We start from the raw sequence: 22,529 nt of genomic DNA on the forward strand, positions 1-22,529 counted from the left end.
CCCGCCTCATACAATGCAGTAATAATGCTAAAAGTATCGAGGATATGGGGGCTGAATAGATGAATTCAAACTATGATCAAAAAGGTTCTTCGTCTGTTCCGGAACAGCATGATGTGACAATGAAAGGCCGGAAGCATTTAGATATTTCTGGAGTGAAGCATGTGGAGAGCTTTGATAATGAAGAGTTCCTGCTCGAAACGGTGATGGGAATGCTCTCAGTCAGAGGCCAAAATCTTCAGATGAAAAATCTAGATGTTGAAAAAGGGCATGTTTCTATTAAAGGCAGGGTATTTGATTTAGTGTACTTAGACGAACAACAAGGGGATAAAGCTAAAGGGTTTTTTAGCAAGTTGTTTAAATGACGCTGACGACACAATTCTATACAATGCTGGCGATGTCCGGTATGGGCCTCTGGCTTGGGGCATCGCTGGATACATACCGGCTCTTTGTCATTCGTGCCAAGACAGCCAGATGGCTATTATTCATTCATGATATTCTTTTCTGGATTGTGCAGGGGCTGCTTTTCTTTTATGTCTTGCTTCATGTAAATGAGGGAGAATTTAGGCTGTATATCTTTTTGGCAGTTCTGCTTGGCGTTGCGACGTATCAGAGTCTTTGCAAACGAATCTATATAAAAATACTTAAATTCGTCATTTACCTTGCTGTTTCTGTTTATCAATTCTTTAAAAAACTCATTCAGCACGTGTTATTTCGTCCTATTGTGTGGACATGCGGAGTGATCATGTGGCTGACGTTATTTGTATTAAAGAAAACAAACCGCCTAATCGTTTTTCTCCTGTTGTGTCTATATAAAATAGCCAAGATTCTGTGTTTTCCAATTCTGTTTATCGTAAAACAGTGTCTGAAACTTCTTCCTGTGAGATTGCGTCTAATATTCAGACGTTATTTTGAAAAAGGTGCAGGATTTCTCAAAAAGAAGAAGAAAGTATTGGTAACCATAAGAACGACCATTACACGTTTTTTGAAGAGATGAAAGGAGGACCGTCTAGTTTGAATTTTTCCAGAGAACGAACGATAACTGAAATACAAAACGACTATAAAGAACAAGTAGAGCGGCAGAATCAGCTGAAGAAAAGAAGACGAAAAGGGCTGTACAGACGGTTGACCGTATTCGGCGCTCTAGTATTCCTGACGGCAATTGTGCTCGCAAGCTCTGTATGGTCCCAAACATCTTCCCTTAGCGCAAAAGAAGAAAAGAAAGAAAAGCTTGAAAAAGAGCTGAAAAATGTAAAGACAAAACAAATAGATTTAAAAGAAGAAATATCCAAATTGAAAGATGAAGATTACGTCACAGAGCTTGCCAGAAGAGACTTATTCATGTCTGGAGATGGGGAAATTATCTTCAATGTGGAGAAGAAGAGCAAGTAGCCTTGTTGACACTTAAATTTTTATTTAGGTATAATTAAGCAAACGATCTTTTTATAAGCCTAAGGAGGAGCACTTTTTTTATGTCGATTGAAGTTGGCAGCAAGTTGCAAGGGAAAATTACAGGTATTACAAATTTTGGAGCATTTGTTGAATTGCCTGGAGGCTCAACCGGTCTCGTTCACATCAGTGAGGTAGCTGATAACTATGTCAAAGACATTAATGATCACTTAAAAGTCGGCGACCAAGTTGAAGTGAAAGTCATCAACGTTGAAAAAGACGGGAAAATTGGTTTATCAATTAAAAAAGCTAAAGACCGTCCGCAAGCCAGACCTAGAAATGATTTCCGTCCGAAAGAATCTTTTGAACAGAAAATGAATAAGTTTTTAAAAGACAGCGAAGATCGCTTGTCATCTTTAAAACGCAATACGGAATCAAAACGTGGAGGGCGCGGAGCAAGAAGAGGATAACTTGCTGCTTTCTATAAATAAATGAAGCATCCGCTCATCCCGACGGGTGCTTTTTTTATTATCCTCACCTAAGAAAAAATCAGAATATTATAACATTAAAGTTTCTGTTGACGAAAGGGACAAACCTTTGTATTATATATCTTGTGCTTAAAAGCACCAAACATTATGGCGGTGTAGCTCAGCTGGCTAGAGCGTACGGTTCATACCCGTGAGGTCGGGGGTTCGATCCCCTCCGCCGCTACCATATTTGTTTGGCCCGTTGGTCAAGCGGTTAAGACACCGCCCTTTCACGGCGGTAACACGGGTTCGAATCCCGTACGGGTCATCTAGAAAAAATCGGTTTCTCTTGCAGAAACCGATTTTTTCATTTTTAGACAGTATTCCAGAAATTCTTTTGATAAATGAATATCTAGGCAGAAACCGTCGAAGATTTCTTTAGTATTGTTACCTTCTTTTGACAAAATCCTATCTGTACTTTCGCTATAATGACAGGCAACGAATATAACAGGTAGGAGATGAGAGGAATGGAAAAAGCAGAAAGAAGAGTGAACGGGCCAATGGCGGGACAAGCTTTGGAAAAACTCCAATCGTTTTTCAACAGGAGCGCGAAGCTGGTGACTCAATATTCGCATTCGCTGTTTTTCTATAAAGGGTTCATTTATGTTGTCATCGGTTTTTTGCTTGGACGGGCATTCATACTATCCGAGGTGCTTCCTTTTGCGCTGCCTTTCTTTGGCGCGATGCTTCTAATCAGAAGAGATAAGGCGCTTTATGCAGTGCTGGCTGTGCTTACAGGTGCACTTACTATTTCTCCTAAACACTCATTGCTCATATTAGCGGCATTGTTGGCATTCTTCATATTTTCCAAAGTAGCCGCCTTCATCACCGACGATCGCGTGAAGGCACTTCCGATTGTCGTATTCTTCTCCATGACATCAGCAAGAGCTGGGTTTGTTTACGCTCAAAATGGCGCGTTTACTACATATGACTATGTGATGGCTGTCGTTGAAGCTGGATTATCCTTTATTTTAACGCTTATTTTTCTTCAGAGTCTTCCGATTTTCACTGTCAAAAAGGTAAAACAGTCATTAAAAATAGAAGAAATCATTTGCTTTATGATCCTTATTGCTTCCGTTTTGACAGGGCTTGCCGGCTTGTCCTACCAAGGAATGCAGGCAGAACACATACTGGCGCGTTATGTTGTATTGAGTTTTTCCTTTATTGGCGGAGCGAGCATTGGCTGTACGGTTGGTGTCGTGACTGGTCTAATTCTTGGTTTGGCAAATATCGGAAACCTCTATCAAATGAGCCTCCTTGCTTTCTCCGGTTTATTAGGCGGATTGCTGAAGGAAGGGAAAAAAGCGGGCGCGGCAATCGGGCTGATCGTTGGATCACTTCTTATTTCCTTATATGGTGAAGGCTCTGCCGGTTTGATGACCACACTTTATGAGTCATTAATCGCAGTCGGCCTGTTTTTGCTTACACCTCAATCAATCACAAAAAAAGTGGCGAGATATATCCCGGGAACTGTGGAACATCTTCAAGAGCAGCAGCAATATGCTAGAAAAATCAGAGACGTTACTGCTCAAAAGGTAGATCAGTTCTCCAATGTATTCCACGCGTTGTCTGAAAGCTTTGCAACCTTTTATCAAGCATCAGACGAACAGACAGGTGATGGTGAAGTTGATTTGTTTTTAAGCAAGATCACGGAGCACTCCTGTCAGACGTGCTACAAGAAAAACAAGTGCTGGGTACAGAACTTTGATAAAACATATGACTTAATGAAACAAGTTATGCTTGAAACAGAAGAAAAAGGATATGCATCAAACCGAAGGCTGAAAAAAGAGTTTCATCAGCATTGCTCTAAATCAAAGCAGGTTGAAGAGCTGATTGAGGATGAACTCGCGCATCACCATGCCCATTTGACGCTTAAGAAAAAAGTGCAGGACAGCAGGCGTCTGGTAGCTGAACAGCTTTTAGGTGTTTCTGAGGTCATGGCAGACTTTTCTCGGGAAATAAAAAGAGAGCGTGAACAGCACTTTCTTCAAGAAGAACAAATCATAGAGGCGCTTCAGCATTTTGGAATCGAGATTCAGCACGTGGAGATCTATAGTCTCGAACAAGGAAATATCGATATCGAAATGACCATACCATTTAGCGGACATGGAGAAAGTGAAAAAATCATCGCGCCTATGCTTTCTGATATTTTGGAGGAGCAAATTCTTGTGAAAGCCGAACAGCACTCTCCGCATCCGAATGGATACAGTCATGTCGCTTTTGGATCAACAAAATCATACAGGGTATCTACAGGTGCGGCCCACGCTGCGAAGGGCGGCGGCCTTGTCTCCGGCGACAGCTACAGCATGATGGAGCTAGGAGCCAGAAAATATGCAGCGGCAATCAGTGACGGAATGGGTAATGGCGCAAGAGCGCATTTTGAAAGCAATGAAACGATCAAGCTTCTTGAAAAAATCCTTGAATCCGGCATTGATGAAAAAATAGCTATTAAAACGATCAACAGCATACTGTCCTTGAGGACAACTGACGAGATATATTCCACACTTGACCTATCTATTATCGATCTTCAAGATGCCAGCTGTAAATTTTTGAAGGTCGGATCGACGCCAAGCTTTATCAAGCGGGGCGATCAGATAATGAAAGTTCAGGCGAGCAATCTGCCGATCGGTATTATTAATGAGTTTGATGTGGAGGTTGTGAGCGAGCAGCTGAAAGCGGGCGATCTTTTGATTATGATGAGTGACGGCATTTTTGAGGGTCCTAAGCATGTAGAAAATCATGATTTATGGATGAAACGCAAAATGAAAGGGTTAAAAACAAATGACCCGCAGGAGATTGCTGATTTGCTCATGGAGGAAGTCATTCGTACAAGATCAGGCCAAATTGAGGATGATATGACAGTGGTTGCAGTCCGGATTGACCATAATACACCAAAGTGGGCATCCATTCCTGTTCCAGCCATCTTTCAAAACAAACAAGAAATTTCATAACGCATTCGTATAAATCAAATTCCTTCTGGCGAAGATGGGAATATATGAATCTGAGAATCCTCGTATTCTCCAGGAGGAATGAATGTGAATAACGGACATTTAAATCAAATTTTACTGATAACGGATGGCTGCTCGAACCATGGGGAAGACCCTCTTGCAATGGCTGCTTTTGCTAAAGAGCAGGGGATTACGGTAAATGTTATAGGGATAATGGAAGAAAACCAAATTGACTCTGAAGCAATCAAGGAAGTCGAAGGGATTGCCCTGGCAGGAGGCGGCGTGCATCAGGTCGTGTATGCATCTCAGCTCTCGCAAACCGTTCAAATGGTAACAAAAAAAGCGATGACGCAAACCTTGCAAGGTGTAGTCAATCAAGAACTGAAACAAATTCTTGGAAAGAATATGGAAATGGAAGAGCTTTCGCCAGAAAAACGCGGTGAAGTCATGGAAGTGGTAGATGAGCTTGGAGAAACGGTGCATCTTCAGGTTTTAGTTCTTGTTGATACAAGTGCAAGTATGGCGCCTAAGCTTCCTACAGTAAAAGAGGCACTGATTGATTTGTCTGTCAGTCTCAATTCCCGAATCGGGAATAACGAATTTGCGATGTGTATATTTCCCGGGAAAAAACAAGAAGTTGAACTTGTGCTGAACTGGACACCGAAGCTGCAATCTCTTTCCACACTCTTTGCAAAGCTTTCGACAGGCGGCATCACGCCAACAGGTCCGGCGATACGTGAAGCGACAATGCAATTTGAAAAAATTCGCTCAAGAAGGAGCATGCTGGCAGATGATGAACGACGCTTTGACGAGTTTGGCATATAGCCTCAAGCCGGGTGTGACACTCAAAGGCAAATGGAACGGTAACACATATACATTGCGTAAACAGCTTGGAAAAGGGGCCAATGGAATTGTGTATTTGGCAGAAGCGTCAGATGGACATGTTGCCTTAAAGGTGAGTGATGACAGCTTGTCTATTACGTCTGAAGTGAATGTCTTGAAATCTTTCTCGAAGGCCCAGTCTGTCACGATGGGGCCTTCTTTTTTTGATACGGATGATGCTTATATCCCGAGTGCCAATATAAAAGTTTCATTTTATGCAATGGAATACATAAAAGGACCGCTGCTTTTGGATTATGTGAATGAGAAAGGAGCAGAATGGATACCGGTATTGATGGTTCAGCTGTTGTCCAGCTTATCGGTGCTTCACCAGCAAGGATGGATATTTGGTGATCTTAAACCTGACAATCTGATCGTAACCGGGCCGCCCGCAAGAATTCGCTGTGTTGATGTAGGCGGGACGACAAAGGAAGGCCGAGCGATAAAAGAGTATACCGAGTTTTACGACAGAGGCTATTGGGGGTATGGAACAAGAAAAGCAGCGCCTTCCTACGATCTGTTTGCAGTTGCTATGATTATGATTAACAGTGTGCATAAAAAAGAATTCAAGAAAACAAACCAGCCTAAGGAACAACTTAGCTCCCTAATCGAAGGACATCCGCTTCTGAAAAAGTATAAAAAAGTGCTTTTTTCAGCACTGAAGGGAGATTATCAATCCGCGGATGAAATGAAGAAGGATATGCTTGACGCGGGACAAATGCCAGCACAGAGAAAACAAGGTGTGAAAGCAGCCCCACAGCCCGCCACCAGACACAGGCCGCAAAAGCCGCGCCAAGGGAAAGCAGCGAAGACGCGGTACACCCCTAAACAGAAGCAGGCTAAATCGGGGGGGGTATTTGAAACAACACTTATCGTAATCAGCGTTTTGGCGCTTTATTTTGCCTATATTATCTTTTTCTTAATCTGAATCGCGCAATCTGCAAGACCTATGCTTCTTCTTTGCTTGGAAGGATTGAAAGTGATAGGATATGAATATCTTTAAAAAACCTGCTCATTGTGAGGAGGACATTGTGAAAAGTGTCAAAGATTTTTTAAACAAACACAATCTTACGTTAAAAGGGGCGACAATTATTGTAGGCGTTTCCGGCGGTCCGGACTCAATGGCTCTTCTTCACGTACTGCATACGTTATGCGGCGATTCAGCAAATATCATTGCGGCTCATGTCGACCACCGGTTCAGGGGCGCAGAATCCGAGGAAGACATGCGTTTCGTCCAAGCTTATTGTAAGGCTGAACAGCTCACGTGCGAAACGGCTCAAATCAATGTAACCGAATACGCGCGGGAAAAAGGCCTCAATAAGCAGGCAGCGGCACGTGATTGCCGCTATCAGTTTTTTGAGGACATCATGTTGATGCATCAAGCCGACTATTTGGCGCTTGCGCATCATGGTGATGACCAGGTTGAAACGATGCTTATGAGAGTGGCTAAGGGCACGCTTGGAGCAGGGCTTGCGGGAATGCAGCCTGTCAGACGTTTTGGGCCGGGGCAGATCATGAGGCCGTTCTTAACCATTACAAAAGAAGAAATCCTTCACTACTGCCGTGTTAACGGCTTGAGCTACCGGACAGATGAAAGCAACGCCAAAGATGACTACACAAGAAACAGATTCAGAAAAACCGTGCTCCCGTTTTTAAAACAGGAATCGCCGGATGTGCATAAAAGGTTTCAAAAAGTGAGTGAAGCACTGACGGAAGATGAGCAATTCTTACAGTCATTAACGAAAGATGAAATGAATAAAGTAATCACAAGCCAGTCTAATACATCAGTTGAAATCAATTCCTCTCAATTGCTTGCCCTCCCGATGCCTTTACAAAGAAGAGGAGTTCAACTAATATTAAACTATCTTTATGAAAACATTCCATCATCCTTTTCGGCTCATCACATTCAGCAGTTTCTCGATTGGGCGGAAAAAGGCGGTCCTTCAGGAGTATTAGACTTTCCGAAAGGACTGAAGGTGGTCAAATCATATCAGACATGTTTGTTTACATTTGAACAATGGCAGTGTGAAAATGTTCCCTTTGAATACCAATTAAGCGGAGCTGCTGATGAAACGGCAGTGCTCCCCAATGGATTTCTTATAGAGGCTAAGCGTTATGCGGATCCGCCTGAAGAACATGGGAATGCTGTTTTTATTACAAGTGAAAAAAAGGTGCGATTTCCCTTAACGATCCGGATGAGAAAAGCTGGAGACCGGATCAAACTAAAAGGGATGAACGGCTCAAAAAAGGTAAAGGATATATTTATTGATAAGAAAGTGCCTCTCCGAGAAAGAGACAACTGGCCGATTGTAACGGATGCAAGCGGTGAAATTATCTGGATACCGGGCTTGAAAAAATCAATTTTTGAAGATCTTGTGATTCCAAACAGCGACCGCATTGTATTACAATATAGACAGCATGAAAAGTGTAGGGGGCAAGCAAAATCATGATGAAACATGATATCGAAAAAGTACTGATCTCAGAGGAAGAGATACAGGAGAAAGTAAAAGAGTTAGGCACAGAGTTAACGAGCGAGTATCAAGATACATTTCCGTTGGCAATCGGTGTGTTAAAAGGAGCGCTTCCTTTTATGGCGGATCTTATCAAGCATATTGATACATATTTGGAAATGGATTTCATGGATGTATCAAGCTATGGAAATTCTACGGTTTCTTCTGGAGAAGTAAAAATCATTAAAGATTTGGATACATCTGTAGAGGGCCGGGACATCTTAATTATTGAAGATATTATCGACAGTGGGTTAACCTTAAGTTATCTAGTAGAGCTCTTCCGATACCGTAAAGCAAAATCAATTAAGATTGTTACCCTTTTGGATAAACCGAGCGGAAGAAAAGCGGACATCAAAGCAGACTTTGTAGGTTTTGAAGTTCCCGACGCGTTTGTAGTGGGTTACGGACTTGATTATGCTGAGCGCTATCGCAATCTGCCTTACATCGGAGTGTTAAAACCGGTAGTTTATGAAAGCTGATCGGCAGCCTGCTTCCGAGATGGTTATTGTTTGTATTGGAATGATTTTCTATGGTACTATTGAACATAGTTGTGCTTACTGTGGGAGGAGGTAAGGAATGAATCGGGTCTTCCGTAATACCATTTTTTATTTACTTATTTTATTAGTAGTAATCGGGGTTGTGAGCTACTTCCAGACCTCAAATCCGAAAACAGAAAATATGTCGTACAGTACGTTTATCAAAAACCTGGATGACGGGAAAGTTGATAGCGTATCGGTTCAGCCTGTCAGAGGTGTTTATGAGGTAAAAGGACAGCTGAAAAAATACGACAAAGATCAATACTTTTTGACTCATGTTCCTGAAGGAAAGGGGTCAGACCAGATTTTTGATGCTTTGAAAAAGACAGACGTAAAGGTTGAGCCCGCTCAAGAAACAAGCGGATGGGTGACATTCCTGACGACCATTATCCCGTTTGTCATTATCTTCATTCTGTTTTTCTTCCTGCTTAATCAGGCTCAAGGCGGCGGCAGCCGTGTCATGAACTTTGGTAAGAGCAAGGCGAAGCTGTATACAGAGGAAAAGAAACGCGTCAAATTTAAAGACGTTGCAGGGGCTGACGAAGAAAAACAAGAGCTCGTTGAAGTTGTTGATTTTCTAAAAGACCCTCGCAAGTTTGCTGAGCTTGGTGCGAGAATTCCAAAAGGTGTACTTTTAGTCGGACCTCCGGGTACCGGTAAAACATTGCTTGCAAAAGCTTGTGCGGGTGAAGCTGGCGTACCTTTCTTCAGCATCAGCGGATCTGATTTCGTTGAAATGTTTGTAGGTGTCGGTGCTTCCCGTGTGCGTGATTTGTTTGAAAATGCGAAGAAGAATGCGCCTTGTTTGATTTTCATCGATGAAATTGACGCGGTCGGACGCCAACGTGGCGCGGGCCTTGGCGGAGGACACGATGAACGTGAACAAACGCTTAACCAATTGCTTGTTGAGATGGACGGATTCAGCGCCAATGAAGGAATCATCATCATTGCCGCGACGAACCGTGCGGACATCTTGGACCCAGCCTTACTCCGTCCGGGACGTTTTGACCGTCAGATTACAGTAGATCGACCAGATGTTATTGGCCGTGAAGCTGTATTGAAAGTCCATGCGAGAAATAAACCGCTGGATGAAACGGTTAACTTGAAATCAATTGCTATGAGAACACCAGGTTTCTCAGGCGCAGATTTAGAAAATCTATTGAATGAAGCTGCACTTGTGGCGGCTCGTCAAAACAAGAAAAAAATCGATGCGCGTGATATTGACGAAGCGACGGACCGTGTCATTGCCGGACCTGCTAAGAAGAGCCGTGTCATCTCCAAGAAAGAACGCAATATCGTGGCTTATCACGAAGGCGGACACACCGTGATCGGACTCGTTTTAGATGAGGCTGATATGGTTCATAAAGTGACGATTGTTCCTCGGGGTCAAGCTGGCGGTTATGCGGTTATGCTTCCAAGAGAAGATCGTTACTTCCAGACAAAGCCGGAGCTGCTTGATAAAATTGTCGGTCTCTTGGGCGGACGTGTCGCTGAAGAAATTATCTTTGGTGAAGTCAGCACAGGAGCGCACAATGACTTCCAGCGTGCGACGAATATTGCTAGACGAATGGTTACAGAATTCGGTATGTCAGAAAAACTGGGACCTCTTCAATTTGGACAGTCTCAGGGCGGTCAGGTATTCTTAGGCCGTGATTTCAACAACGAGCAAAATTACAGTGATCAAATCGCTTACGAAATTGATCAGGAAATTCAGCGTATCATTAAAGAATGTTATGTGCGTGCGAAACAAATTCTGACTGAAAATCGTGATAAGCTTGAATTGATTGCTCAAACGCTACTAAAAGTTGAAACGCTTGACGCTGAACAAATCAAACACCTTGTCGATCATGGAGCATTGCCTGAACGCAATTTCTCTGATGATGAAAAGAACGATGAGGTAAAAGTAAACATTCTGACAAAAACAGAAGAAAAGAAAGAAGATACAAAAGAGTAATCTGTTTTCCTTGTAAAAACTGCCGGCTGACGCTGGCAGTTTTTTTATGCGAATTATGCGGTTGGCTGCGCCTTTTACAATCATCCAATTCTGGTATCGATTTGTTTACAAAAGAGCCGCTGATCGTGTATTGTATTGTAGAATGTTTGTAAAAAGTAAAGAGAGAAACTATTCAAAAGTGGTGATAGAGATTGTTGCTGGTTATCGATGTGGGGAACACCAATACTGTACTTGGTGTATATCATGATGGAAAATTAGAATATCACTGGCGTATAGAAACAAGCAGGCATAAAACAGAGGACGAGTTTGGAATGGTTTTGCGCTCCTTATTTGAGCATTCCGGGCTTATGTTTGAACAGATAGATGGCATTATCATTTCGTCAGTAGTGCCGCCGATTATGTTTGCTTTAGAAAGAATGTGCACAAAATACTTTCATATCGAACCGCAAATTGTCGGTCCGGGTGTGAAAACAGGTTTAAACATAAAATATGATAATCCCAAAGAAGTGGGAGCGGACAGAATCGTAAATGCAGTTGCGGCGATACATTTATACGGCAATCCGTTAATTGTTGTCGATTTCGGAACTGCCACAACGTACTGCTATATTGATGAAAACAAACAATACATGGGCGGGGCGATTGCTCCTGGGATTACGATTTCGACAGAGGCGCTTTATTCACGTGCGGCAAAGCTTCCGCGCATCGAAATCACCCGGCCTGACAATATTATCGGAAAAAACACTGTAAGCGCGATGCAATCTGGGATTTTATTTGGCTATGTCGGTCAAGTAGAAGGAATCGTCAAGCGGATGAAATGGCAGGTAAAGCAGGAACCAAAGGTTATTGCGACGGGAGGACTTGCGCCGCTCATTGCAAACGAATCAGATTGTATAGACATCGTGGATCCTTTCTTAACCTTAAAAGGGCTGGAATTGATTTACGAACGAAACCGCGTAGGAAGTGTATAGGAGGTTTTGTAATGGATTATTTAGTAAAAGCACTTGCGTATGACGGAAAAATCCGCGCTTATGCAGCGAAAACAACAGATATGGTAAATGAGGGACAAAGACGCCACGGTACGTGGCCGACAGCATCCGCTGCTCTGGGACGGACAATGACAGCTTCACTTATGCTCGGTGCTATGCTGAAGGGCGAAGATAAGCTGACAGTGAAAATCGAGGGCGGAGGACCGATCGGAGCCATTGTAGCTGATGCCAATGCAAAAGGGGAAGTCAGAGCATACGTCTCTAACCCGCAAGTTCATTTTGATTTAAATGAACAGGGTAAGCTTGATGTCAGACGTGCAGTTGGAACTAGCGGCACATTAAGCGTTGTAAAAGATTTAGGCTTGCGCGAGTTCTTCACAGGACAGGTAGAAATCGTTTCAGGAGAACTAGGAGATGATTTCACTTACTATCTTGTGTCATCTGAACAGGTTCCTTCATCAGTGGGTGTAGGTGTGCTCGTAAATCCTGATAACTCGATTCTTGCGGCAGGAGGCTTTATTATTCAGCTTATGCCGGGAACTGACGATGAAACCATCACAAGAATTGAACAGCGCCTATCTCAAGTAGAGCCAATTTCAAAGCTCATCCAAAAAGGGCTGACACCGGAAGAAATTTTAGAAGAGGTTCTAGGCGAGAAGCCTGAGATTTTGGAAACGATGCCTGTTTCATTCCATTGTCCTTGTTCAAAAGAACGTTTCGAAACAGCCATTTTAGGACTAGGCAAAAAAGAAATTCAAGATATGATAGAAGAAGATGGACAAGCCGAAGCAGTATGCCATTTTTGTAATGAAAAGTACTTATTTACAAAAGAAGAGCTGGAAGGGCTTTGTGACCAAACTACCCGCTAAGCTCATTAGCGGGTTTTTTTGAAATGAAGAGAAGGGGCTGAGAGCAGGTTTGAAATCAAGAACAATCTGGACCATTATTTTAGGGGTGCTGTTAGTTTGCTGTATTTCAGTTGCATACACGCTGACGAAATCCCAAACTGGCGCATCGCCGTCCGGTGAGTCTATTGCGACGATCGGAGACAAAAGCGTGACAAGAGAAGAATGGCTGAAAGAAATGGAAGACCAATATGGAAAGTCGACGCTTGAAGATATGATTAATGTCCGAGTCGTTGAGCAGCTAGCCAAAAAGAACAACCTTAAAGTATCTAAAAATGAAATTGATCGTGAGTTTTTGTTGGTTAAAGCAGTCAACAATTCCTTTTACGAAGACGAACACACAACCGGAAAAGAGTGGAAAGACCAAATTCGTTATAATATCCTCCTTGAAGAATTGTTAACAAGGGATATTGATATCTCAAACAAAGAATTGAAATCATTCTATAATAAAAATAAAGAACTGTATCAGTTTGATGATTCGTATCGAATTCGGCATATTGTTGTGAAAAATGAAGAAGAAGCGAGTGAGGTTTTGAAAGAGCTGAAAGGCGGATCAAGCTTTGAAGCTATCGCGGCAGAAAGGTCTACAGATAGGTATACCTCATCATACGGCGGAGACTTAGGCTTTGTCACAGAAGCATCAGACAACATTCCATCAGCATATATTGAAGAAGCAAAAACACTCAAAGCGGATGAATGGTCCGAAAAACCGATAAAAGTCAGTAACGGATATGCTGTGATTCAGCTGAAAGAAAAACTAAAGGCAAGAACATTCTCATATGATGAAGTAAAGGATCAGATTAGAAGGCAAATCGCAATGGATCAGCTAGGCGATAAGGCGACCGTCAAAACTCTTTGGAAAGAAGCCGATGTATCATGGTTTTATGGGGAAAAAAGTACTAAGTGATTGACAAAAAATTTTGAAATTGATAGATTATATACATAATACCAATACAAATAGTCGGAAATTGAGGTGTCGAGAATGGTACGTGTAGCAAACTCCATTACTGAATTAATTGGGAATACACCAATCGTTAAATTAAATCGCCTAGCAGACGAAAACAGTGCGGATGTATACCTAAAGCTTGAATACATGAACCCTGGAAGCAGCGTAAAAGACCGTATCGGATTAGCTATGATTGAAGCCGCTGAAAAAGAAGGAAAATTAAAAGCCGGTGATACAATCATTGAACCGACAAGCGGAAATACAGGAATTGGGCTTGCGATGGTTGCTGCTGCTAAAGGATTAAAAGCCATTTTGGTTATGCCTGATACAATGAGCATGGAGCGCCGCAACCTTCTTCGCGCATACGGTGCCGAGCTTGTGCTGACTCCTGGAGCGGAAGGCATGAAAGGCGCGATTCAGAAAGCTGAAGAGCTTGCTGAAAAGCACGGATACTTTGTGCCTCAGCAGTTTAATAACCCTTCTAACCCAGAAGTTCACCGCCAAACCACAGGTAAAGAAATCGTTGAGCAATTCGGTGATGACCAGCTTGACGCATTTGTGGCAGGTATCGGCACAGGCGGAACGATTACGGGAGCGGGCGAAGTTCTCAAGGAAGCATATCCTTCCATCAAAATTTACGCTGTTGAACCGTCAGACTCGCCAGTGCTTTCAGGAGGAAAGCCGGGCCCTCATAAAATTCAGGGAATCGGAGCTGGATTTGTGCCGGACATCTTAAACACTGAAGTATATGATGAAATCTTCCCTGTGAAAAATGAAGAAGCATTCGAGTATGCACGCAGAGCTGCACGTGAAGAAGGAATTCTCGGAGGCATCTCATCAGGTGCAGCAATTTATGCGGCTCTTCAAGTAGCGAAAAAACTCGGAAAAGGCAAAAAGGTTTTAGCCATCCTTCCAAGTAACGGCGAACGTTATCTAAGCACGCCGCTGTATCAATTCGATTAAAAAGCAAACTCCCGGCCCGCCGGGAGTTTTTTTATATTTGTGCATCAAATATGTCCTGTTTGCGACGAATGTTATTCTTGGAAAAGAAATTCACTTTTTTCACTAACAAGATTGCTTTACAATAAAAAACAAGAAAAAAGAAAATAGAGGAATGATATAAATGGCACAACGCAGACCGGCAGGCAAAAAAATTACCTTTCAAAAAGACTCATTCTTACAACAATTTGAAAAACTTGCACAATCCAGAAAACAGCATGTGCTTCTTGAAAGCGCAAGAGGCGGCAGATACAGCATAGCCGGTCTTGATCCAATTGCAACTGTAAAAGGTAAAGATGGAATGACCACTATTAAGCATGGAGGCGAAGTGCTTTTTGAAGAAGGTGATCCATTACGCGCCTTCCACAAATGGTTTCAAACGCTGGAAACAGAAACAGATCACGAGCTTCCGGATTTTCAAGGCGGGGCAATCGGGTTTCTCAGCTATGATTACGCGCGTTACATTGAAAATTTTAAAATGCTTTCATTAGATGATCTTGAAACACCCGATATTTATTTTCTTGTTTTTGATGATATAGCAGTTTATGACCATCAAGAAGAGACTCTATGGCTGATTACTCATATGAATGGCACTGATAACAACTCTGCTGATGTGAAGTTAAACGAGTTGGAACGAATGTGGCTGTCTGAGATTCCTGCTGTCTCTTCGCGAGAGAGGAACAATGAAATAGATGGCTCCTTTGCAGCGCCATTTACTGAGGAAGGATTTTCACAAGCTGTAGAGAAAATCAAACAGTACATTGCCAGCGGAGATGTCTTTCAAGTCAATTTATCAATAAGGCAGTCCCAGTCACTGTCTGCCCATCCATATCAAATTTACAAGACCCTGCGAGCAGTAAACCCTTCTCCTTACATGGCCTATTTAGAAACACCTGATTTCCAAATTATTTGCGGATCGCCTGAACTGCTTGTCAGCAAAAAAGGCAAGCTATTAGAGACGAGGCCGATTGCGGGCACCCGTTCCAGAGGGGTAACGGATGAAGAAGATGAAGCACTGGCAAATGAATTAATCCATAATGAAAAAGAACGTGCTGAACATGTCATGCTGGTTGATCTTGAGCGAAATGATTTGGGACGAGTATCACGTTACGGGTCTGTGCGTGTGAACGAGTTCATGGCGATTGAAAAATATTCGCATGTGATGCACATTGTATCTAACGTCCAAGGCGAACTGCAGGACGGATACGATGCTGTAGACATTATTCACGCCGTATTTCCCGGCGGGACCATTACAGGTGCTCCCAAAGTAAGAACGATGGAAATTATAGAAGAACTTGAGCCGACACGCCGAGGGCTTTATACTGGATCTATAGGGTGGTTCGGATATAATCATGATTTGCAGTTTAATATCGTCATTCGAACCATTTACGCAACCGGAGGAAAGGCTTTTATGCAGTCCGGCGCAGGAGTAGTGATTGATTCCGTTCCAAAGCATGAATACAGAGAATCGTTCAAAAAAGCTTTTGCGATGCAAAAGGCGTTAAAGCTGAGCAAAGAAGAGACAAAAATTAGATGAGGTGAGCGGAGAAATGATTTTAATGATTGATAACTACGATTCATTCACGTACAACTTGGTACAGTATTTGGGCGAGCTCGGGGAAGAATTGATTGTGAAACGCAATGACGAAATCACAATCGAAGAAATTGAAGAACTGTCTCCGGACTTTCTAATGATTTCACCTGGTCCGTGCAGTCCTGATGAGGCGGGGATCAGCCTTGAAGCTATTAAACACTTTGCAGGGAAAATTCCCGTTTTTGGTGTATGCCTCGGACATCAGTCCATCGCCCAAGTGTTTGGCGGTGACGTGATTAGGGCAGAACGGCTTATGCACGGGAAAACCTCTGATATTAAGCATGATGGCAAGACGATTTTTGAAGGTTTAAAAAACCCTCTTGTCGCGACTCGCTATCACTCGCTGATCGTAAAACCTGAGACCCTGCCAAGCTGCTTTACAGTAACAGCCGAAACGAAAGAAGGAGAAATTATGGCGATTCGCCACAATGATCTCCCGATTGAGGGTGTGCAATTTCACCCGGAGTCTATTATGACTTCTTTTGGGAAAGAAATGCTCAGAAATTTCATTGAGACATACCGCAAGGATGTTATTGCGTGATGATATATATGAACGGCCGGTATATAGAGGAGAAAGATGCAGTTCTTTCTCCTTTTGACCATGGATTTTTATATGGGATCGGTGTTTTCGAAACCTTCAGGCTCTACGAGGGCTGTCCATTTTTATTTGATTGGCATATAAAAAGGCTTGAGCGGGCGCTTAACGATCTGCAAATTGAATATACTGTTTCGAAGCATGAGATTCATGAGATGCTGGACAAGCTGCTTCGACTGAATGATATCAAGGATGGCAATGCCCGCGTAAGACTGGACATATCAGCCGGGATCAGTGACAAAGGCTTTGTCTCCCAGACATATGATAAGCCCACCGTTTTATGCTTTATGAACCAGCTGAAACCAGAAAGCCTTCCTTCGCAAAAAGAAGGAAAGATTTTATCGTTACGGAGAAACACACCAGAGGGGCCATTTCGGTTAAAATCTCATCATTATTTAAATAATATGTATGCGAAAAGAGAAATCGGAAATGATCCTCGTATTGAAGGGATTTTCTTAACGGAGGATGGAGCTGTTGCCGAGGGCATCATATCAAATGTTTTCTGGCGGAAAGACAGCTGTATTTATACCCCGTCACTTGATACAGGTATTCTGGACGGTGTCACAAGACGTTTTGTTATGGGAAATGCTAAGAAGATAGGGCTCGATCTCAAAACGGGACGATATGAGCAAGAATCTCTTTTGGCAGCTGATGAAGCGTGGATGACGAACTCGGTTCTTGAAATCATCCCGTTCACTAAAATAGACGAAGCAAATTATGCGGGCCAAAGCGGAGAAGCAGTCTCTGCTCTTCAAACGCTATATAAAAAAGAAATAAAGAACATGATTTATGAAAAGGGAGGAAGAGAATGGCGCAGCAAACGATAGACCAAACACAAGTAATCCAGACAAGACCCAGCGCTTTATCATATAAAGAGAAGACACTGGTGATGGGGATTTTAAACGTAACGCCTGACTCTTTCTCGGACGGCGGAAAATATGACAGCTTGGACAAGGCAGTCTTGCACGCGCAAGAGATGATCGATGACGGTGCTCATATTATTGATATTGGAGGAGAGTCGACAAGGCCTGGCGCTGAATTCGTGACTGAGGATGAAGAGATGTCCAGAGTCATCCCGGTGATTGAGCGGATCACAAAAGAACTGGGCGTGCCGATTTCTATAGATACGTACAAGGCTTCTGTCGCAGATGAAGCTGTGAAAGCCGGCGCATCCATCATCAATGATATTTGGGGTGCGAAACATGATCCGAAAATGGCTTCCGTTGCAGCCGCACACAATGTTCCCATTGTACTCATGCATAACCGCCCTAAAAGAAATTACGATGACTTATTACCGGATATGCTGTCGGACTTAATGGAGAGTGTAAAAATCGCTGTTGAGGCGGGAGTAGAGGAGAAAAACATTATCCTTGATCCGGGCATTGGGTTTGCGAAAACCTATCATGATAACCTGGCAGTGATGAACAAGCTCGAGATTTTGAGCGGACTGGGGTATCCAGTTCTTCTGGCAACCTCCCGAAAAAGGTTCATTGGGCATGTTCTTGATCTTCCGCCCGAGGAGAGGGCTGAGGGAACGGGTGCAACTGTGTGTCTCGGCATTCAAAAAGGCTGCGACATTGTCAGGGTCCATGATGTGAAACAAATTGCCAGAATGGCGAAAATGATGGACGTAATGCTGAATAAGGGAGGGGTGCACCATGGATAAAGTCTACGTAGAAGGCATGGAGTTTTACGGATACCACGGTGTATTCAAAGAAGAAAATAAGCTAGGGCAGCGATTTAAAGTGGATTTAACTGCTGAGCTGGATTTAAGCAAAGCCGGACAAACAGATGACCTTGAACAAACAATTAACTACGCTGAGCTCTATCACGTATGTAAGGATATCGTAGAAGGGGAGCCTGTAAAATTAGTAGAAACGCTGGCAGAACGCATTGCAGACACGGTGCTCAAAAAATTTCAGCCAGTGCAGCAATGTACTGTGAAAGTGATTAAGCCAGACCCGCCGATTCCCGGACACTATAAATCAGTAGCAATTGAAATCACGAGAAAAAAATCATGAACAACATAGCTTATATTGCACTTGGATCCAACATTGGAAATAGAGAAACGTATTTAAGGCAAGCGGTGGCATTGCTGCATCAGCATGATGCAGTGACAGTCACTAAAGTGTCGTCCATTTACGAAACTGACCCGGTCGGATACGAAGACCAAGATGAATTCTTAAATATGGCTGTTGAAATCAAGACATCGCTGAACCCTTTTGAACTTCTTGAACTGACCCAGCATATAGAAAATGAACTAGGCAGAACAAGAGAAGTAAGATGGGGACCGCGGACGGCAGACCTTGACATTTTGCTGTTTAATCGTGAAAATATTGAAACAGAGCAACTAATAGTTCCGCATCCGAGAATGTATGAGCGTTTGTTTGTCCTTGCGCCGCTTGCGGAGATATGCCCGCAGGTTGAAGCAGAGGCAACGAGCGCGGAAACAAACCAAGAAGGTGTAAGAGTATGGAGGCAGAAATCTGGGGTAGACGAATTCGTGCATTCAGAAAGCTGAAAGGTTATACTCAAGAAGGATTTGCAAAAGCGTTAGGTATATCAGTTTCTATTCTCGGCGAAATTGAACGCGGAAACCGATTGCCGTCAGCTGCCATCATTCAAGGTGCAGCAGATGTTTTAAATATAAGCGCGGACGAATTTGCGCCGCCAGAAAAAGATAATAAATGAAGGGAGGTCAAAGATGTTTAAAATCGGGGATATTCAATTGAAAAACAGGGTTGTGCTTGCCCCTATGGCTGGTGTCTGCAATTCAGCATTCAGATTGACTGTAAAGGAATTTGGAGCCGGATTGGTATGCGCTGAAATGGTCAGTGATAAAGCAATCCTTTACAACAATGCAAAAACCATGGGCATGCTTTACATTGATGAACGTGAAAAACCGCTCAGCCTTCAAATTTTTGGAGGGAAGAAAGATACCCTTGTGGAAGCGGCCAAGTTTGTAGATCAAAACACAACTGCTGATATTATTGATATTAATATGGGATGTCCTGTGCCGAAGATTACAAAATGTGACGCGGGTGCCAGATGGCTTCTCGATCCTGATAAAATTTACGAAATGGTTTCTGCAGTAGTGGATGCCGTTGATAAACCAGTTACAGTGAAAATGAGAATGGGTTGGGACGAAGACCATGTTTTCGCAGTGAAAAATGCACAGGCTGTAGAGCGCGCGGGCGGAAAAGCAGTGGCGCTTCACGGCCGTACAAGAGTTCAGATGTACGAAGGAACGGCAAACTGGGACATTATTAAAGAAGTAAAACAATCAGTATCGATTCCGGTTATCGGAAACGGCGATGTCAAGACGCCGCAGGATGCTAAACGTATGCTCGATGAAACAGGAGTAGACGGTGTCATGATCGGACGCGCCGCACTGGGCAACCCGTGGATGATTTACCGTACGGTTCAATACCTGGAAACAGGTGAATTAAAAGAAGAGCCGCAAGTACGCGAAAAAATGGCGGTATGTAAACTGCACCTTGACCGCCTGATTAACTTAAAAGGTGAAAACGTAGCGGTAAGAGAAATGAGAAAGCATGCTGCATGGTATCTGAAAGGCGTTAGAGGCAATGCGGAGGTTCGTAATGGAATCAATCATTGCGAGACAAGAGAAGAGCTTGTACAGCTATTAGATGCATTTGTGGTTGAAGCTGAGGCAAAAGAGCTTCAAGAAGCAAAAGTAGGTTAATACTCATCTCTGTTTGCTGCTCACTGCCAGTTTTTGCGCTGGCAGTTTTTCTGCTTTTTTTATGTACAATATCTGTAATGGAGTGATAATAATGAGTCAAGAAGAGCATAACCATGAAGAATTAAACGACCAGCTGCAAGTCAGACGAGAAAAAATGAATCAGCTGAGAGATAACGGCATCGATCCATTCGGCGCGCGTTTTGAAAGAACTCACCAGTCTCAGGAAGTTATTTCAGCATATCAAGAGCTAACAAAAGAAGAGTTAGAAGAAAAAGCGATTGAAGTCATAATCGCAGGCCGTATGATGACAAAACGCGGCAAGGGAAAAGCTGGCTTTGCGCATCTTCAAGATTTAGAGGGTCAAATCCAAATCTATGTAAGAAAAGACAGTGTTGGTGACGAACAATACGAAATCTTCAAGTCTTCAGACCTCGGCGATCTTATTGGAGTGACTGGAAAAGTCTTCAAAACAAATGTAGGCGAATTGTCTGTTAAAGCAACTTCTTTTGAATTGCTGACAAAAGCACTTCGTCCGCTCCCTGATAAATACCATGGTCTAAAAGACGTTGAGCAGCGCTATCGTCAGCGTTATCTGGATCTTATCGTAAATCCGGAGAGCAAACATACGTTCATCACACGAAGCAAGATTATTCAAGCTATGAGAAGATACCTTGATGATCATGGATACTTAGAAGTAGAAACACCGACTATGCACAGCATTCCTGGGGGAGCTTCTGCCCGTCCATTTATTACGCACCACAATGCGTTAGATATTCCGCTCTACATGCGTATTGCAATCGAATTGCACCTAAAGCGCCTGATCGTCGGCGGCTTAGAAAAAGTTTATGAAATCGGCCGTGTTTTCCGTAATGAGGGTGTCTCTACACGCCATAACCCTGAATTCACGATGATTGAGTTATATGAAGCATATGCGGACTATAAAGATATTATGAGCTTAACTGAAAACCTTGTTGCTCATATCGCCCAAGAAGTTCTTGGAACAACTACAATCCAATATGGTGAAGAACAAATCAACCTTAAACCTGAGTGGAAAAGAATTCATATGGTTGACGCAGTTAAAGAAACAACCGGTGTGGATTTCTGGGAAGAGATTACGGTTGAGCAGGCGCGTGAGTATGCAAAAGAGCATGGCGTCGAGATTAAAGACTCTATGACAGTAGGTCATATTATCAATGAATTCTTCGAACAAAAAATTGAAGAAACGCTTATTCAACCGACATTTATTTATGGTCATCCTGTAGAAATTTCTCCTCTAGCGAAGAAAAATCCAGAGGACCCGCGTTTTACAGACCGTTTTGAACTGTTTATCGTTGGCCGTGAACATGCAAATGCATTTACAGAGCTAAATGATCCTATTGATCAAAGAGAACGCTTTGAAGAGCAATTGAAAGAGCGTGAAGCCGGTAATGATGAAGCTCATCTAATGGACGAAGACTTTGTAGAAGCACTGGAATACGGAATGCCGCCAACAGGAGGCTTAGGTATCGGTATCGACCGACTGGTTATGCTGCTGACGAACGCTCCTTCTATTCGCGACGTGCTATTATTCCCGCAAATGAGACAACGCTAATAAAGAAGAGCGCATCCTTTCTCAATGAAGGGATCCGCTCTTTTTAAATTTCTAAATGTTTCTTTTGAAAAACTATTGCACTATTATTTATAAGGTGGTATATTATTATTCGTTGCCGCTAAACAAGGCGATAACGAAAAAAAGAAATTCAAAAAAGTTGTTGACTTCACTTAGGCATCGAGTTATAATAATAAAGTCGCTCAAACGAAGTCGGCAAACGAAACAAAATGATCTTTGAAAACTAAACAAGACAAAACGCACCTGTTAATTCAGTTTTAAAAAAAACGCACAGAGATGTGCGTAGTCAGGGGCCTGCACAATGCAGGTCATGCAGATGTTGTCACAGGATGTGATGAACTTAATCTGCGCTCCATTACTTCATGGAGAGTTTGATCCTGGCTCAGGACGAACGCTGGCGGCGTGCCTAATACATGCAAGTCGAGCGGACAGATGGGAGCTTGCTCCCT

General features: G+C 42.9%; 23 protein-coding genes, 2 tRNA genes and 1 rRNA gene. All 26 read left to right on the plus strand.

All coding sequences use genetic code 11. From position 1 onward, the window contains the following. Positions 1-59: 59 nt before the first annotated feature. Complete coding sequence (gene yabP, locus AAGG74_RS23115; protein ID WP_162103309.1) at positions 60-362, plus strand: sporulation protein YabP; 303 nt, start codon at positions 60-62, stop codon at positions 360-362. Next, positions 359-994, plus strand: a complete 636-nt coding sequence (yabQ, locus tag AAGG74_RS23120) for a spore cortex biosynthesis protein YabQ (RefSeq protein ID WP_162103310.1) — start codon at positions 359-361, stop codon at positions 992-994. The genes yabP and yabQ overlap by 4 nt, the downstream gene beginning before the upstream one ends. A gap of 17 nt (positions 995-1,011) precedes the next feature. Further along, complete coding sequence (gene divIC / locus AAGG74_RS23125) at positions 1,012-1,389, plus strand: cell division protein DivIC (protein WP_162103311.1); 378 nt, start codon at positions 1,012-1,014, stop codon at positions 1,387-1,389. Positions 1,390-1,469: 80 nt separating this feature from the next. Next, positions 1,470-1,856, plus strand: coding sequence for a S1 domain-containing RNA-binding protein (locus AAGG74_RS23130; protein ID WP_003218379.1), 387 nt, complete (start codon positions 1,470-1,472; stop codon positions 1,854-1,856). Positions 1,857-2,023: 167 nt separating this feature from the next. Next, positions 2,024-2,100, plus strand: a tRNA-Met gene (locus tag AAGG74_RS23135). Between the two features lie 9 nt (positions 2,101-2,109). Then, positions 2,110-2,181, plus strand: a tRNA-Glu gene (locus AAGG74_RS23140). A gap of 199 nt (positions 2,182-2,380) precedes the next feature. Next, a complete protein-coding gene (spoIIE, locus tag AAGG74_RS23145; RefSeq protein WP_429677356.1) occupies positions 2,381-4,864 on the plus strand; it encodes a stage II sporulation protein E in 2,484 nt (827 codons plus the stop codon). Between the two features lie 84 nt (positions 4,865-4,948). Continuing rightward, positions 4,949-5,686, plus strand: coding sequence for a vWA domain-containing protein (locus AAGG74_RS23150; protein WP_429677357.1), 738 nt, complete (start codon positions 4,949-4,951; stop codon positions 5,684-5,686). After that, positions 5,652-6,668, plus strand: coding sequence for a protein kinase domain-containing protein (locus AAGG74_RS23155; RefSeq protein WP_429677358.1), 1,017 nt, complete (start codon positions 5,652-5,654; stop codon positions 6,666-6,668). Before AAGG74_RS23150 ends, AAGG74_RS23155 begins: the two co-directional genes overlap by 35 nt. A 103-nt stretch (positions 6,669-6,771) precedes the next feature. Continuing rightward, positions 6,772-8,190 carry a tRNA lysidine(34) synthetase TilS gene (gene tilS / locus AAGG74_RS23160; protein ID WP_429677359.1) on the plus strand — a complete coding sequence of 473 codons (1,419 nt, stop codon included), beginning with the start codon at positions 6,772-6,774 and terminating at the stop codon, positions 8,188-8,190. Continuing rightward, positions 8,187-8,729 carry a hypoxanthine phosphoribosyltransferase gene (gene hpt / locus AAGG74_RS23165; RefSeq protein WP_429677360.1) on the plus strand — a complete coding sequence of 181 codons (543 nt, stop codon included), beginning with the start codon at positions 8,187-8,189 and terminating at the stop codon, positions 8,727-8,729. Before tilS ends, hpt begins: the two co-directional genes overlap by 4 nt. Positions 8,730-8,826: 97 nt before the next feature. Continuing rightward, positions 8,827-10,740 (plus strand): ATP-dependent zinc metalloprotease FtsH, encoded by a 1,914-nt coding sequence (gene ftsH, locus AAGG74_RS23170; protein WP_162103316.1) that lies wholly within the window; start codon positions 8,827-8,829, stop codon positions 10,738-10,740. Between the two features lie 191 nt (positions 10,741-10,931). Next, positions 10,932-11,708 (plus strand): type III pantothenate kinase, encoded by a 777-nt coding sequence (locus tag AAGG74_RS23175; RefSeq protein ID WP_225493091.1) that lies wholly within the window; start codon positions 10,932-10,934, stop codon positions 11,706-11,708. 11 nt (positions 11,709-11,719) lie between these two features. Continuing rightward, positions 11,720-12,595: a redox-regulated molecular chaperone HslO gene (gene hslO, locus AAGG74_RS23180; RefSeq protein ID WP_162103318.1), complete on the plus strand. Its 876-nt coding sequence runs from the start codon at positions 11,720-11,722 to the stop codon at positions 12,593-12,595. Positions 12,596-12,644: 49 nt separating this feature from the next. Continuing rightward, positions 12,645-13,538 carry a peptidyl-prolyl cis-trans isomerase gene (locus tag AAGG74_RS23185; RefSeq protein ID WP_429677362.1) on the plus strand — a complete coding sequence of 298 codons (894 nt, stop codon included), beginning with the start codon at positions 12,645-12,647 and terminating at the stop codon, positions 13,536-13,538. 75 nt (positions 13,539-13,613) lie between these two features. Further along, entirely contained in the window at positions 13,614-14,540 is a 927-nt protein-coding gene (cysK, locus tag AAGG74_RS23190) for a cysteine synthase A (protein WP_162103320.1), read from the plus strand. A gap of 160 nt (positions 14,541-14,700) precedes the next feature. After that, positions 14,701-16,113: an anthranilate synthase component I family protein gene (locus AAGG74_RS23195; RefSeq protein WP_429677364.1), complete on the plus strand. Its 1,413-nt coding sequence runs from the start codon at positions 14,701-14,703 to the stop codon at positions 16,111-16,113. A 13-nt stretch (positions 16,114-16,126) separates the two neighbouring features. Further along, positions 16,127-16,711 (plus strand): aminodeoxychorismate/anthranilate synthase component II, encoded by a 585-nt coding sequence (gene pabA, locus AAGG74_RS23200; protein ID WP_162103322.1) that lies wholly within the window; start codon positions 16,127-16,129, stop codon positions 16,709-16,711. Further along, a complete protein-coding gene (gene pabC / locus AAGG74_RS23205) occupies positions 16,711-17,592 on the plus strand; it encodes an aminodeoxychorismate lyase (RefSeq protein ID WP_225493097.1) in 882 nt (293 codons plus the stop codon). The genes pabA and pabC overlap by 1 nt, the downstream gene beginning before the upstream one ends. Then, a complete protein-coding gene (folP, locus tag AAGG74_RS23210) occupies positions 17,574-18,431 on the plus strand; it encodes a dihydropteroate synthase (RefSeq protein ID WP_162103323.1) in 858 nt (285 codons plus the stop codon). The genes pabC and folP overlap by 19 nt, the downstream gene beginning before the upstream one ends. Beyond that, a complete protein-coding gene (gene folB / locus AAGG74_RS23215; RefSeq protein WP_003242079.1) occupies positions 18,424-18,786 on the plus strand; it encodes a dihydroneopterin aldolase in 363 nt (120 codons plus the stop codon). Before folP ends, folB begins: the two co-directional genes overlap by 8 nt. Then, complete coding sequence (gene folK / locus AAGG74_RS23220; protein ID WP_162103324.1) at positions 18,783-19,286, plus strand: 2-amino-4-hydroxy-6-hydroxymethyldihydropteridine diphosphokinase; 504 nt, start codon at positions 18,783-18,785, stop codon at positions 19,284-19,286. The genes folB and folK overlap by 4 nt, the downstream gene beginning before the upstream one ends. After that, on the plus strand, positions 19,238-19,456 hold the full coding sequence (locus AAGG74_RS23225; protein WP_162103325.1) for a helix-turn-helix domain-containing protein: 219 nt from the start codon (positions 19,238-19,240) through the stop codon (positions 19,454-19,456). The genes folK and AAGG74_RS23225 overlap by 49 nt, the downstream gene beginning before the upstream one ends. 13 nt (positions 19,457-19,469) lie before the next feature. Further along, positions 19,470-20,471: a tRNA dihydrouridine synthase DusB gene (gene dusB / locus AAGG74_RS23230; RefSeq protein WP_225493096.1), complete on the plus strand. Its 1,002-nt coding sequence runs from the start codon at positions 19,470-19,472 to the stop codon at positions 20,469-20,471. Between the two features lie 91 nt (positions 20,472-20,562). Then, on the plus strand, positions 20,563-22,062 hold the full coding sequence (lysS, locus tag AAGG74_RS23235; protein ID WP_429677366.1) for a lysine--tRNA ligase: 1,500 nt from the start codon (positions 20,563-20,565) through the stop codon (positions 22,060-22,062). A gap of 377 nt (positions 22,063-22,439) precedes the next feature. Further along, a 16S ribosomal RNA gene (locus AAGG74_RS23240) occupies positions 22,440-22,529 on the plus strand; the annotation flags it as partial.

Origin of the sequence: Bacillus mexicanus, from assembly GCF_050445615.1 — a bacterium.
In the GTDB taxonomy this organism is placed as follows: domain Bacteria; phylum Bacillota; class Bacilli; order Bacillales; family Bacillaceae; genus Bacillus; species Bacillus mexicanus.